The organism is Paenibacillus sp. J22FR5 (assembly GCF_059691975.1).
Genome location: NZ_JCAUAN010000034.1, coordinates 1 through 13,581, shown reverse-complemented (window position 1 = coordinate 13,581; position 13,581 = coordinate 1). Strand labels below are relative to the sequence as shown.

General features: G+C 47.2%; 15 protein-coding genes. All 15 read left to right on the top strand.

The window, feature by feature from the left end; genetic code table 11:
* Positions 1-870, top strand: coding sequence for a carboxylating nicotinate-nucleotide diphosphorylase (gene nadC / locus AC58P7_RS28135; RefSeq protein ID WP_497348941.1), 870 nt, complete (start codon positions 1-3; stop codon positions 868-870).
* Complete coding sequence (locus tag AC58P7_RS28130; protein ID WP_497348940.1) at positions 867-1,631, top strand: type III pantothenate kinase; 765 nt, start codon at positions 867-869, stop codon at positions 1,629-1,631. Before nadC ends, AC58P7_RS28130 begins: the two co-directional genes overlap by 4 nt.
* Positions 1,632-1,655: 24 nt before the next feature.
* A complete protein-coding gene (gene hslO / locus AC58P7_RS28125; protein ID WP_497348938.1) occupies positions 1,656-2,522 on the top strand; it encodes an Hsp33 family molecular chaperone HslO in 867 nt (288 codons plus the stop codon).
* A gap of 75 nt (positions 2,523-2,597) precedes the next feature.
* On the top strand, positions 2,598-3,548 hold the full coding sequence (locus tag AC58P7_RS28120; protein WP_497348936.1) for a peptidylprolyl isomerase: 951 nt from the start codon (positions 2,598-2,600) through the stop codon (positions 3,546-3,548).
* A gap of 113 nt (positions 3,549-3,661) precedes the next feature.
* On the top strand, positions 3,662-4,603 hold the full coding sequence (gene cysK / locus AC58P7_RS28115) for a cysteine synthase A (RefSeq protein WP_497348934.1): 942 nt from the start codon (positions 3,662-3,664) through the stop codon (positions 4,601-4,603).
* Between the two features lie 210 nt (positions 4,604-4,813).
* Entirely contained in the window at positions 4,814-6,382 is a 1,569-nt protein-coding gene (locus AC58P7_RS28110; RefSeq protein WP_497348932.1) for an anthranilate synthase component I family protein, read from the top strand.
* Between the two features lie 33 nt (positions 6,383-6,415).
* Positions 6,416-6,997: an aminodeoxychorismate/anthranilate synthase component II gene (pabA, locus tag AC58P7_RS28105; protein WP_497348930.1), complete on the top strand. Its 582-nt coding sequence runs from the start codon at positions 6,416-6,418 to the stop codon at positions 6,995-6,997.
* Between the two features lie 3 nt (positions 6,998-7,000).
* Complete coding sequence (gene pabC / locus AC58P7_RS28100) at positions 7,001-7,858, top strand: aminodeoxychorismate lyase (protein ID WP_497348928.1); 858 nt, start codon at positions 7,001-7,003, stop codon at positions 7,856-7,858.
* Between the two features lie 39 nt (positions 7,859-7,897).
* Entirely contained in the window at positions 7,898-8,719 is an 822-nt protein-coding gene (gene folP, locus AC58P7_RS28095; RefSeq protein ID WP_497348926.1) for a dihydropteroate synthase, read from the top strand.
* Between the two features lie 106 nt (positions 8,720-8,825).
* Complete coding sequence (gene folB / locus AC58P7_RS28090) at positions 8,826-9,194, top strand: dihydroneopterin aldolase (protein WP_497348924.1); 369 nt, start codon at positions 8,826-8,828, stop codon at positions 9,192-9,194.
* A complete protein-coding gene (gene folK, locus AC58P7_RS28085) occupies positions 9,191-9,703 on the top strand; it encodes a 2-amino-4-hydroxy-6-hydroxymethyldihydropteridine diphosphokinase (RefSeq protein WP_497348922.1) in 513 nt (170 codons plus the stop codon). The genes folB and folK overlap by 4 nt, the downstream gene beginning before the upstream one ends.
* Positions 9,685-9,897 carry a helix-turn-helix domain-containing protein gene (locus AC58P7_RS28080; protein WP_497348920.1) on the top strand — a complete coding sequence of 71 codons (213 nt, stop codon included), beginning with the start codon at positions 9,685-9,687 and terminating at the stop codon, positions 9,895-9,897. The genes folK and AC58P7_RS28080 overlap by 19 nt, the downstream gene beginning before the upstream one ends.
* Before the next feature lie 17 nt (positions 9,898-9,914).
* A complete protein-coding gene (gene dusB / locus AC58P7_RS28075; RefSeq protein WP_497349017.1) occupies positions 9,915-10,931 on the top strand; it encodes a tRNA dihydrouridine synthase DusB in 1,017 nt (338 codons plus the stop codon).
* A gap of 221 nt (positions 10,932-11,152) precedes the next feature.
* Positions 11,153-11,629: a transcription elongation factor GreA gene (gene greA / locus AC58P7_RS28070; RefSeq protein WP_065854402.1), complete on the top strand. Its 477-nt coding sequence runs from the start codon at positions 11,153-11,155 to the stop codon at positions 11,627-11,629.
* 86 nt (positions 11,630-11,715) lie between these two features.
* Entirely contained in the window at positions 11,716-13,212 is a 1,497-nt protein-coding gene (lysS, locus tag AC58P7_RS28065; RefSeq protein WP_497348918.1) for a lysine--tRNA ligase, read from the top strand.
* The last annotated feature ends 369 nt before the right edge of the window (positions 13,213-13,581 follow it).

The following is a 13,581-nucleotide window of genomic DNA, read 5'->3' as shown; positions in this document are numbered from 1 at the left end:
ATGTTAGATATAAATATGGAAATCGTAAGGAAGCAAATTCGCCTATGGCTAGAAGAAGACATCGGTACAGGCGATGTTACGACTCTGACTACAATCCCTTTGGAACAAGTATCCAAAGGGATTATCCACGTCAAAGAAGATGGAATCGTTTGTGGACTTCGCATCGCACAGGAGGTTTTTGCTGTGGTCGATGCTTCTCTTCGTTTTGAAACAAAAGTGGTGGAAGGATCGTCTGTTCATAAAGGGACCATACTAGCTGAAGTGGAAGGCAATACACGGAGCATCCTTTTAGGCGAGCGGTTAAGTCTGAATTTGATGCAGCGTCTATCTGGTATCGCCACGAAAACGCATGAATTTGTAACAGCGCTAGATGGCTTGCCGACAAGATTAGTGGATACACGCAAAACAACACCTGGTCACAGATTGCTTGAGAAATATGCCGTGCGCGTTGGCGGCGGTTATAATCATCGTTTTGGCCTATATGATGCCGTTATGATTAAAGATAACCACATTAAGGGCTCGGGCGGTATCACTCAAGCGGTTCAGGCGGCGCGCCGTAATATCCCGCATACGATGAAGATCGAGGTGGAAGTCGAGAACTTCGAACAGCTGCACGAAGCGCTCCAAGCGGGAGCCGATATTATTATGTTGGACAACATGGCACCTGTCAAAATGAAAGAAGCCGTTTCGATAATTAAAAGCAAAGCGCCGCATATTGTAGTAGAAGGGTCAGGTTCGGTCACCCCGCAAACTATTAAGGCTATGGCAGAGACGGGTGTAGACGTAATTTCTGTTGGACGACTGACGTACTCCGTAACAGCGCTCGATATTTCATTAGATCTCAATGAGCGGAAGGAGACAGCGCTATGATTCTCGTTATCGACGTCGGTAATACGAACATTGTGCTAGGTCTCTACAAGGAACGCACCCTACTGCATCATTGGCGTGTGAGCACGAACCGTTCAGCTACCGTTGATGAGTATGGCATGCAGCTGCACAGCTTGTTCCAGCACTCTGGCATTACCTTTGCGCAAGTAGAAGGGGTCATTATTTCATCCGTCGTGCCGCCGTTGATGAATGCGATGGAAAACCTTTGTTTACACTATTTGAAAAGAGCACCATTTATCGTAGGGCCAGGGATCAAAACAGGACTGAATGTACGTGTGGATAATCCGAAGGAAGTCGGCGCGGATCGCATCGTGAACGCAGTGGCGGCGCTAGAGCTATATGGAGCTCCGTGTATTATTGTAGATTTCGGTACAGCTACGACCTACGATTACATTGATGCTTCCGGGCAGCTTGTGGGATGCGCCATTGCACCAGGCATTGGGATCTCGACCGAAGCGTTGTATCAAAAGGCAGCAAAGTTGCCTCGTATCGAGCTTGTTAAGCCGAAAAGTGTCGTCGGCCGGAATACCGTTGCTGCCATGCAAGCTGGTATCATTTATGGCTATGTAGGTCAAGTCGACGGCATTGTTGAGCGGGTCATTCAAGAGTTTAATGTGAATCCAACCGTCATTGCAACGGGTGGATTAGCAGAGCTTATTTCCAGTGAGTCACGGACGATTCAAGTCGTCAATCCATTGCTTACGTTACAAGGCTTACAAATGATTTATGAGAAAAATGCCTAAGGTGTTACAAGGAAGGAATTGGACATGAACGATTATTTGATTCGAGGAACAGCACTGGATGGCCGTGTACGTGCGTTTGCCGTTCAGACAACGCTCCTGACAGAAGAACTTAGCCGAAGACACCAAACAACACCAACGGCGACAGCCGCATTAGGGAGAACTGCTGCCGCGGGTTTGCTTATTGCCGCTATGCTCAAGGGTGAGGAACATCTGATTGTCCAAATTAAAGGCGATGGGCCAATCGGGCAAATTGTTGTTGATGCGAATGCGAAGGGCGAAGTACGGGGATATGTAGATAACCCGCTGGTGGATCCACCCCTCAAAGAGAATGGCAAATTGGATGTTGCTGCTGCAGTAGGGACAGACGGTTTCTTATACATAACGAAAGATCTGGGTATGAAAGAGCCCTATAAAGGCAGTGTTCCATTAATCTCAGGCGAATTAGCAGAGGATTTCACCTATTACTTTGCGATGTCCGAACAAACACCTTCTGCTGTCGCGCTAGGGGTTTTAGTGAATACCGATCATACGATTCTTGCGTCAGGCGGCTTTGTGATTCAATTACTCCCCGGACTGACGAATAGTGAGATCGATGAGATCGAAGCGATGTTAGCGCGAATCCCGAGCTTTACGAACATGCTAGGTAGCGGATTGAATCTAGAGGGAATTTTACAAACCGTGCTTCCATCCTTCCGGAAACTCGATGAGATGGACGTTATGTTCCGATGCAAATGCAGCCGGGAAAAAGTAGAGTCTACTTTGATCTCTTTGGGCAAACAGGAACTTCAAGAAATACTCGATGACGAAGGGGTTGCAGAAGTGGTTTGCCATTTCTGTAATGAAGCGTATCGGTATGAGGGCGAAGATTTGCAACGTATGATTGATCTGTAAGCGCGTGTCTTCTGATCAAACAGATCGGAATACACGGGGGCAAACAGCAATATGGAAGTAAAAGAGGGAAACAGGATGCACAACGTGAAGCGATTGTGGGGGGTCATCATCGCCATGGCGATATGTATTCTCGTGCTCGCATCCTTGCTGATCAGTCATACTATCAACCAATCAGAACCAAGACAATCGCCAGAGCCAGAACAGCAGGGTGAGCGTAAGGATACGCAAGTTGTCGCCAAAATTGGAGATCGGCAAATCACCATGGAGGAACTCCAATCAGCACTCTCACGCCATTATGGCACAGAGCAGCTCAGTCAAATGTTGGATCGAGAAGTGATTCGCCTAGAAGGAAATGAGACGAGAACAACGGTTGAGAATGCGGAAATCAACCGTGAGTTGAAGAGGATGCAGCAAGGATATGAAAGTGAGCAACAATTTTATGATTCCATGCAAAGTCAGTTGGGAATGTCCGAGCAGGAAATCAAAGATGATGTATCGAATAAGTTGTTACTTGAGAAACTAGCAACGGCTTCCATTCACATCACCGATACTCAGGTTGATACTTACATAAATACGCATGCAGATGAATTTAAGCAAGAAACAGAGTACAACATTCAACAAATCATTGTTTCTACGAAGGAACAAGCGACGAAAGTCATTGCGGAACTGGCCAAAGGGGAGAGCTTTGCGACTCTAGCCAGAGATCGATCGATTGATGATGCAACCAATAACACAGGTGGTGATTTAGGTTGGATTGAAGGCGACGATCCTTTTGTTGAAGCCCCTATCTTGGAAACGGCGAAATTGTTGAAGATTGGCGATGTCAGTAGGCCAATACAAGTTTCACGGGGATTTGCGGTCGTCTTACTTAAGAATCGGCGTGACAAAACAAATCCAGATCAGAAGTTCATACGTGAGAACGTACGACGAGAATTAGCGCTGCAGCAAGCGCCTCCTTTAAAGGATTTCGTTGCGCAGCTGCGCGGCAAATGGAAGGCAAGCGTTGTCGATCCGATGTTCCGTTAATCGAAATGTGAAAATGTGGTTGACAACCCGTAAGTGCATTGATAAGATTAGAATTATAATACCGACTAATTAACTCGGAAATCATTCAATACTCAATCTGGAGGGGAAATTTTATGGCAAGATTAGTACAGAGCATTACGGATTTGATTGGGGATACACCGCTAGTTCGTTTGAACCGTGTTGTTCCAGAAGGCAGTGCAGAGGTTTACGTGAAATTAGAGTACCAGAATCCAGGTGCGAGTGTTAAAGACCGTATTGCCATCTCCATGATCGAAGTAGCTGAGCAAGAAGGTAAATTGAAGCCAGGTGACACGATTGTAGAACCGACGAGTGGTAACACAGGAATCGGTATTGCATTAGTGGCAGCAGCTAAAGGATATAAAGCTATTCTCGTTATGCCAGAAACAATGTCTTTGGAAAGACGTAACCTGCTTCGCGCTTACGGTGCACAGCTGGTTCTAACGCCTGGTGCAGAAGGTATGAAGGGTGCAATTAAACGTGCGGAAGAGCTTCAAGCGGAGAATCCTTCCTACTTCATTCCACAACAATTTAAGAACCAAGCGAACGTGAAAGTTCACCGTGAAACAACGGGTCCTGAAATTGTAGAAGCGATTAATGCTCACGATGGCAAATTGGATGCTTTCATCTCCGGTATCGGTACAGGTGGCACAATCACAGGTGCGGGTGGCGTTCTGAAAGAAAACTTCCCGAACATCAAAATTTATGCAATTGAACCTGCGGCATCCCCAGTTCTTTCTGGCGGTAAACCAGGTCCTCATAAAATTCAAGGTATCGGTGCAGGCTTTGTTCCAGATATTTTGAACACGAACATTTACGATGAAATTATTGCAGTTGAGAACGAAGATGCGTTTGAAACTTCACGTCGTGTTGCCAAAGAAGAAGGTATTCTTGGCGGGATTTCCTCCGGTGCAGCGATTTTCGCAGCATTGAAGGTTGCTAAAGAACTAGGCGCTGGCAAACGTGTTGTTGCTGTCGTTCCAAGTAACGGTGAGCGTTACCTTTCAACGCCTCTCTACCAATTCGAAGAGCAATAAGATCGATAAGCCAAAAGGATCAAGCCTTCAGCTATTACAGCTGGGGCTTTTTTTCTGTATAGGGTTGGAGTATACTAATGGACAACGAATTAACGGATTATTCGCAATATAAGTAAGTATTTGATTTACACAATATGTCGCTATATTTAATATAAACGCACTCGTCCTAGGAGGATGGAGTAGCCGTTTATTTCAGTAAGGAGCGCAAGTATGATTTTAACAACAGTGGAACAATGGCAAGAGTGGTCCTCTACTTACACGATGCTGCCGTATGTGATCAAATTAGGACTCGCAGATGATCGAATCGCCTCATGGGAAGACGCGTGGAAAGAGGCATCTCCGGACTCTTTCGTGCTCGAAAGCGGTAAAGGTGGACGGTATACGCACTTTGCTTTGCATCCTTTCTCGACGGTTCGAGGTAAGGGGCTTGAGGCGGAAGTTGTAAATTTGCGTCGCGGGAGCGAAACTAAGGGCAACTTGAACTCACAGCCAAGCCCTGCCATGACACGTGTTCAAGGCAAGCCGCTAGACATTGTTAAGCAATGGATGTCCGCTTACCATAGCCCGAAAGTCCAAGGAGCTCCGAAATTTGTCGGCGGCTGTGTAGGCTATTGGAGCTACGATGTGATTCGTACCATCGAGAAACTGCCAGAGCAATCGCAGGATGATCTGCCGATCCCTGATTACAGCTTCGCGATGTATGATCAGGTGTGGACGCTCGATCATACGGAGAAGAGCCTCTTCATCGCGGTGCATATGCCATTCGCGCAAGGCGCAGACATCGCCGAGCTCTACGCGCAGGCTCACGTGCACGCTGAGTCGATGCTCGTTCGCTGGCACGCGATCCGCGCCGGGAACTGGTCGGGTACACCGCTGAGCGGTGCTGACCAACCGATGATCGCGCGCGAGCAGCTGCACATCGACGTCGAAAGCATCGCAGGCATCGAGCCTGCGTTCGACAAGGCCGCGTACATGGCTGCGGTTGAGCGTATCCAAGCCTACATCTCTCAAGGTGACGTGTTCCAAGTCAACTTGTCTGTGAGGCAGAGCCGGCAGCTTCACACGACGCCGGAAGAGATCTACGAGGCGCTGCGCATCGTTAATCCCTCGCCGTACATGGGCTTGCTGCGCTTCGCAGGCTTCGCGCTCGTCTCCGGCTCGCCGGAGTTGCTCGTGCAGCTTGAGGATGGCATCCTGCGGACGCGTCCTATCGCTGGCACGCGCCCGCGCGGCAAGGACGAGCAGGATGATCTGCGCTTAGCCGGCGAGCTCATCCACAACGACAAAGAGCGCGCCGAGCACGTCATGCTGGTTGATCTCGAGCGCAACGACCTAGGCCGCATATCGAAGTACGGCTCCGTCCATGTGAAAGACTTCATGGTCATCGAGTACTATTCCCATGTGATGCACATCGTCTCCGAAGTCGTCGGCGAGTTGGCGGAGGGGAAGGATGCCTATGATGTCATTGCGGCAACCTTCCCTGGAGGTACCATCACAGGCGCACCGAAGATTCGCTGCATGGAAATCATTGAAGAACTAGAACCCGTACGTCGCGGTCCCTACACAGGTTCAATGGGATGGATTGACTATAATGGCAATTTGGAATTTAATATTATTATACGCACGTTAGTAGCGGTTGAGGGGATGGGCCACATTCAAGCGGGAGCTGGGATCGTCATTGATTCCATTCCAGAGCGTGAGTACATCGAATCCTTGAATAAAGCCAAAGCGATGTGGAAAGCAATGGAGTATAGCGAGCGGAGCATGAGCCGAGCTTAAGCCCGAGTGGGGCTGACGAAAGGGGAGCTTAGAATGATTTTAGTGATTGATAATTATGATTCGTTTACGTACAACCTTGTTCAGTATTTGGGAGAGATTGGCGAGGAAGTCATCGTTCGTCGCAATGACGAAATCGATTTGGCAGGTGTCGAGGCGTTAGCGCCGGACCATATCTTAATATCTCCCGGTCCTTGCACGCCGAATGAAGCTGGAATTAGCTTATCACTGATTGACCATTTTAAAGGGATCATTCCGATTTTCGGCGTTTGCCTTGGACATCAGTCTATTGGCCAAGCCTTTGGTGGCGATGTGATTCGCGCAGAGCGCTTGATGCACGGCAAAACCTCGGAGATTTTCCACGACGGCAAAACTTTATTCGAAGGACTTCCGTCACCTTTCATCGCGACACGTTATCATTCTCTCATTGTCAAAACAGAAACGTTACCGGATTGCCTGGAAATCAGCGCACAAACGGGCGAAGGTGAGATCATGGCTTTGCGTCATAAAGAGTATCCGATCGAAGGGGTACAGTTCCACCCTGAATCAATCATCACACAACATGGGCATCAAATGCTGCGCAACTTCCTTCGTCGCACAGCGAAAACAGGAGTTTAACGTATGATCATTTCCATCAATGGAACCTTAGTTGAAGAAGCACAAGCCGTGGTCTCCGTATACGATCACGGTTTTCTTTACGGGATTGGCTTGTTTGAAACCTTCAGAACCTATAACCGTAAGCCCTTCCTGCTTGCTGAGCACCTTCGTCGACTAACGGATGGATGTCAGGAGCTTGGCATCGCTTATGAGCCAAACCTAGAGAACCTGACCCTCCTCATCGAGGAATTGCTCAAAGCTAATCACCTAGAAGATGCTTACATCCGTTACTCCGTCTCCGCAGGCGTGGAGGCATTAGGACTTCCTTCCACCGATTACTCGCAGCCAACCGAAATCATCTACATCAAGCCACTGCCTCCAAGGGATGTGCTCACGTACGAGCAAGGCAAAGCGCTGCAACTACTAAAGCTGCCACGCAATACGCCAGAAGGCTTGTACCGATTCAAGTCCTTTCATTATATGAACAACATTTTGGCCAAAAGAGAGCTGGGACAATACCCATGGGCAACTGGGGCGGAGGGCCTTATGTTATCTGAAGATGGCTATGTGGCTGAAGGGATCGTCAGCAACCTCTTTTTCGTCAAAAATGACACCCTCTACACACCGTCACTCGATACGGGTATCTTGCCGGGCATCACGAGAGCGCATGTCTTAGCGTTAGCACAGCGGTTACAGCTACCAATACAAGACGGCCTGTACCGATGGGAAGATCTCGTCGATGCGGATGAAGCATTTCTCGTAAATTCGATCCAAGAAATCGTCCCTGTCACCACCTTGTACACGCCGAGTGGACAAGCTTACACAGTAGGCGACGGTTCTCCAGGTCCTATTACCCGCCAACTAATCCAAGCGTACGAGTAGCTACTGAACTAACAGCAACGAACAGGAAGTGAACCCAAGATGAACGTGTTATCCTGCAGAGGACATGAACTTCCCATCGGTGATCGGACGATCATTATGGGCATATTAAACGTAACACCAGACTCTTTTTCGGATGGCGGGAGTTATCAGCAAGTCCAAGACGCTGTGCGCAAAGCTCACCAAATGGTAGCGGAAGGTGCAGACATCATCGACATTGGTGGTGAATCCACACGGCCGGGTGCAGCCACAGTTACATTAGACGAAGAACTGCATCGAGTCATCCCTGTGATCGAGGCGATCAGACGGGAAATCAACATTCCGATATCCATCGATACGTACAAAGCGGAAGTGGCTAAGCAAGCCTTAATAGCAGGGGCCCACATCATCAATGATGTATGGGGTGGTCAAGCGGATATCGACATGGCAGCAGTGGCAGGGCAATACGATTGTCCGTTTATTATCACCCATAATCGTACAAGCTCAGAATATGTCGATTTTCTTCAAGACGTATGCGCAGATCTGCAAAAGTATACGAACGACGCTATCCAAGCAGGAGTTAAGTCAGAACGCATCATTCTCGATCCCGGTATTGGCTTCGCCAAATCCTATGAACAGAATCTCTACCTAATGAACAAGCTGCGCACGATCGTAGATCTCGGATATCCAGTCCTCTTGGGCACCTCGCGTAAAAGTGTCATCGGACTAACCCTAGGACTCCCGCCCGAGGAGCGTCTTGAAGGAACAGCATCAACTGTCGTACTTGGAATCGCGCAAGGGTGCCAGATCGTTAGGGTGCACGATATCCAAGCGATGAAACGGCTAGCGGTCATGACGGATGCCATTATTCGCAGTACCCTTTAAAATAAAAGCTATATAAATCTTACAGCTTGTCGGCTATATTTCGGATAAACGCACCCGTCCTTCATGGACGGCGCAGTTGTTTATTTTAACCCTGGAGGCTCCTACTATGGATAAAATCACCCTATCCCGCATGCAATTTTTTGGCAATCACGGTGTATTTCCTGAAGAAAATACGTTAGGGCAACGTTTCTACGTTGATGTAGAACTGATGCTCCCTTTAGATAAAGCTGGAAAGTCCGATGATTTGACCCAAACGGTCCACTATGGGGAGGCATTTTTCCTAATCAAAGGGATTGTTGAAGGGCGTACGTACAAATTAATCGAGGCCTTAGCAGAAAATATTGCATCCGAGCTCCTGCATACTTATACTAGTATCAATGAAGTGACGGTTCGCGTTATCAAGCCGCATCCGCCCTTTGCCGTTATTTTTGACGGTGTTACCATAGAGATCAATCGAAAGCGGGCATTGGAATGACAGCCGAAGATCGAGAACGCACAATCGCTTATGTCGCATTAGGCTCCAATATTGATAATCGTGAACATTATTTGCAGGGTGCAATTGCAGCGCTCAATGAGGAATCCGGTATCTCAGTGACGGGGCAGTCCTCCATCTACGAAACCGAGCCTGTTGGCTATGTGGATCAATCTGCTTTTCTAAATATGGTTATCCAAGTTCATACAGACTTATCGCCAGAAGCGTTATTAATTACCTTGCTTGCCATCGAGAACCGTCTAGGTCGGACGCGTGATTTGCGTTGGGGACCGCGAACAATTGATTTGGATCTGCTACTTTATGGTGACCATCGGCTAACGACCCCCGACTTGATCATTCCGCATCCGCGGATGCATGAGCGGGCTTTTGTATTAGTCCCCCTCTCTGAGGTTCTCTACGCGCGGCAGGACGCTCTATTTGAATCTATCTCTGCACACTTGGAGAAACTGGAAGGAAAGGAAGGCGTCATCCTATGGAAAAAAGCTCAATAGCACAGCGCATTCGCGCTTTTCGTAAATTAAAAGGCTACACCCAGAGTGAACTGGCGGATTTGCTAGGCGTATCCATTGCCATCTTAGGGGCGATTGAACGAGGCACACGCAAGCCAGATAATAAAATGATTCAGAATATCTCGCAAGTTCTTAACATAGAACCCGACGAGTTAGTCGCAGTGGTCGCGAGATGAAAGGAGTAGAAGGTCAAGTGCTCAAAATAGGAAATGTCGAAGCACCCAATAAAGTCGTGTTAGCCCCCATGGCGGGTGTATGTAACCCAGCTTTCCGATTGATTGCCAAAGAGTTCGGTACAGGCTTGGTCTGTGCGGAGATGGTTAGCGATAAAGCCATTGTTCATGGCAACACACGCTCCATGGAGATGCTGTATGTCGATGATCGTGAGAAGCCGTTAAGTCTGCAAATTTTTGGAGGCGACACGGAAACATTAGTGCAAGCGGCCAGAATCGTTGACCAACAAACGAATGCCGATATTATTGATATCAACATGGGGTGCCCCGTTCCCAAAATCACAAAGTGTGATGCAGGCGCGAGATGGTTGCTCCAACCGGATAAAATCGAAGCCATGATCGCTACCGTTGTTGCGGCAGTTAGTAAGCCCGTTACGGTGAAGATGCGTATTGGATGGGACTCTGATCATATATACGCGGTAGAAAACGCGAAAGCTGTCGAAAGAGGCGGCGGGAGCGCGGTTAGTGTTCACGGACGTACCCGTGAGCAACTCTATACAGGGAAAGCGGATTGGAACATCATTCGCGAGGTCAAACAAGCGCTTACGATTCCGGTTATCGGAAACGGCGATGTTGTGACTCCAGAGGATGCCAAGCGCATGCTGGATGAAACAGGCGTAGATGGTGTCATGATTGGGCGTGGAGCATTAGGCAACCCTTGGATGCTGTATCGTACCGTTCAATACCTAGCCAATGGTGAACTGCCGCCAGAACCATCAGCAGAAGAGAAAATCCGAATCGCGATTTTACACATGGATCGTCTGATTGCTCTCAAAGGTGAGCATGTAGCGGTGAAAGAAATGCGAAAACACATGGCTTGGTACCTCAAAGGCATGACTGGAGCGGCTCGTGTGAAGGATATCATTATGGAAACATTGAAGCGGGATGAAATGGTTCGAACATTAGATGAATATGTCGAGCATCTTGCAACGAGTTCCGTGTCTGGGGCACCAGAAGAATCAGCCGTACTGCATTAAAAACAAGCAACAATGGTTGACATTGACATTTTGAAACCGTTGCAATATAATCAGTCAATATTAATGTGTTCCTGCATATATTGAAAGACTAACGAGTAAGTAACTTATTATGAAACGTGAATTCATACTACTTGAATCAGCTCTATAAAGACCTAACTCCTAGCAGGAAGCATCGATTCAACGATATGAAAATCTTTCACATGACGGGAGATCAGTTGGCAATGGCTGAAAAAGAGGTCATTCTTACACCAGTAGGGCTACGGAAATTAGAGGATGAGCTTGAGCATCTGAAATCCGTGAAACGCCGAGAAGTCGCGGAAAGAATTAAGGTTGCCATCGGTTATGGCGATATTAGTGAGAATTCCGAGTACGAAGATGCGAAGAACGAGCAAGCATTTATTGAAGGAAGAATCATTACTCTAGAAAAAATGCTGCGCAATGCGCGGATTATTAATAATGATGACGTCGATATTAACACAGTTAGTGTTGGTTCGATTGTAACGCTGAAAGACTTGGAATTCGGCGACTTAGTAGAATACAACATTGTTGGTTCAGCGGAGTCTGACCCTTTACAGAATAAGATTTCCAATGAAAGCCCTGTGGGTAAAGCTATTCTTGGCAAGCAAAAGGGCACCAACGTTGACGTTGTCGTTCCTGCTGGCGTCATTCAGTATCAAATTGTTGATATTAAAAAGTAGCGTGCAGCCGCAAGCCTTTTGGAAAGCTTCCCTCAGGAAGCTTTTTTCCGTTCACAGCCTTAAACTAATTCGTAGGAGATGAAAGCATGAGCCAGGAACTAGAATTAAATGAATTGCTCGTTATCAGGCGCAATAAATTGGACGAGCTTCGCGGTCTCGGTGTCGATCCATTCGGCGGCAAATATGTAAGAACGCATTCAGCGGGTGATATTCTTTCCGCTTATCAAGAGATGAGCAAAGAAGATCTAGACGAAGCGAACGTAGAGGTTCGTATTGCTGGGCGTATCATGCAGAAGAGAAGCATGGGCAAGGCTAGCTTTGCGCATCTGCAAGACATTACGGGTAAAATTCAAATCTACGTGCGCGAAGATGCGCTTGATGCGAACATATATAAAGCTTTTGATATTCTCGATTTAGGCGATATGGTAGGGGTAGAAGGTGTTGTTTTCAAAACGAAAACCGGCGAAACCTCTATTAAAGTGAAATCACTTGACGTATTGACGAAATCCTTGCTTCCGCTACCGGATAAATTCCATGGACTAAGTGATGTTGAGCTGCGCTATCGTCAACGTTACGTGGATCTGATCATGAATCAAGATGTCCAAAAGACGTTTATTCTTCGTTCCAAAATCATTCAATCCATGCGTCGTTATTTAGACTCCTTGGGTTATTTAGAAGTGGAAACACCAACCTTGCATTCAATCGCAGGTGGGGCTTCTGCACGACCTTTTAACACGCATCACAACGCATTAGATATGCAGCTTCATATGCGTATTGCGATCGAGCTGCACTTGAAGCGTCTGATTGTTGGTGGACTTGAGAAAGTGTACGAAATCGGTCGCGTATACCGTAACGAGGGTATCTCTACGCGTCATAATCCAGAGTTTACGATGATTGAGCTGTACGAGGCATACGCTGACTACAAAGATATCATGAAGCTGACGGAAGAGCTTGTTGCTCATATCGCCCAAGAAGTGCTTGGCCAGACGACAATCCCTTATGGTGATCATGAGGTTAATTTGGCTGTGGGCTGGAGACGTATCTCCATGGTGGATGCGATTAAAGAAGTCACAGGTGTAGACTTTAGCGTTCATATGACGAATGAGCAAGCGCATGGTTTGGCCAAAGAGCACAAGGTTTCCGTAGAGCCTCATATGACATTCGGCCACATTGTGAATCAATTTTTCGAGACGTTTGTTGAAGAGACGTTGATTCAGCCTACGTTCATCTATGGGCATCCATTAGAGATTTCTCCGCTTGCCAAAAAGAACCCGGAGGATCCGCGCTTTACGGATCGTTTTGAGCTATTTATTGTGGCACGTGAGCATGCTAATGCCTTTACTGAGCTTAACGATCCAATCGATCAAAGAGAACGCTTTGAAGCGCAGCTGCGTGAGAAAGAACAAGGTAATGATGAAGCTCACGAAATGGATGAAGACTTCATCCGTGCACTTGAATATGGTATGCCGCCAACGGGTGGCTTAGGTATAGGGATTGACCGTTTGGTTATGCTATTGACGAATGCACCATCGATCCGTGATGTCTTATTATTCCCGTTGATGCGTGAACGCCAAGGAGAGTAATTTCTTCGTTTCGGGGCACCATTCGGTGCCTCGATTTTTTTTGAAATTAGCACTTGCAAAGTATGTGGCGTCTGTGGTATCTTATAAAAGTTGCCGCTGAGGACAACATGAGAAATACAAGAAGCACAATAAAAACAACTCGAAATTAAGAGTTGCAAATAAAAACTCAGTGTGGTATATTGGTCTTCCGGCTTTCGAAAGAGAGCGGGTTGGACAAGAGTGATTGATCTTTGAAAACTGAACAATGAGTGAGTAAGCACGAACGAGAAATCGTTCAAAAAAGAGATTGCAAAATCTCGCTAGCAACGTAAATGAGCAATTAAGCTTTCAGATATACGGACAAGCAATTGTCCACTATTATGGAGAGTT

Bases quoted from the DNA above. Each gene is read 5' to 3' on its own strand.
- nadC (WP_497348941.1), top strand. From the start codon at position 1: ATGTTAGATATAAATATGGAAATCGTAAGGAAGCAAATTCGCCTATGG.
- AC58P7_RS28130 (WP_497348940.1), top strand. From the start codon at position 867: ATGATTCTCGTTATCGACGTCGGTAATACGAACATTGTGCTAGGTCTC.
- hslO (WP_497348938.1), top strand. From the start codon at position 1,656: ATGAACGATTATTTGATTCGAGGAACAGCACTGGATGGCCGTGTACGT.
- AC58P7_RS28120 (WP_497348936.1), top strand. From the start codon at position 2,598: ATGCACAACGTGAAGCGATTGTGGGGGGTCATCATCGCCATGGCGATA.
- cysK (WP_497348934.1), top strand. From the start codon at position 3,662: ATGGCAAGATTAGTACAGAGCATTACGGATTTGATTGGGGATACACCG.
- AC58P7_RS28110 (WP_497348932.1), top strand. From the start codon at position 4,814: ATGATTTTAACAACAGTGGAACAATGGCAAGAGTGGTCCTCTACTTAC.
- pabA (WP_497348930.1), top strand. From the start codon at position 6,416: ATGATTTTAGTGATTGATAATTATGATTCGTTTACGTACAACCTTGTT.
- pabC (WP_497348928.1), top strand. From the start codon at position 7,001: ATGATCATTTCCATCAATGGAACCTTAGTTGAAGAAGCACAAGCCGTG.
- folP (WP_497348926.1), top strand. From the start codon at position 7,898: ATGAACGTGTTATCCTGCAGAGGACATGAACTTCCCATCGGTGATCGG.
- folB (WP_497348924.1), top strand. From the start codon at position 8,826: ATGGATAAAATCACCCTATCCCGCATGCAATTTTTTGGCAATCACGGT.
- folK (WP_497348922.1), top strand. From the start codon at position 9,191: ATGACAGCCGAAGATCGAGAACGCACAATCGCTTATGTCGCATTAGGC.
- AC58P7_RS28080 (WP_497348920.1), top strand. From the start codon at position 9,685: ATGGAAAAAAGCTCAATAGCACAGCGCATTCGCGCTTTTCGTAAATTA.
- greA (WP_065854402.1), top strand. From the start codon at position 11,153: ATGGCTGAAAAAGAGGTCATTCTTACACCAGTAGGGCTACGGAAATTA.
- lysS (WP_497348918.1), top strand. From the start codon at position 11,716: ATGAGCCAGGAACTAGAATTAAATGAATTGCTCGTTATCAGGCGCAAT.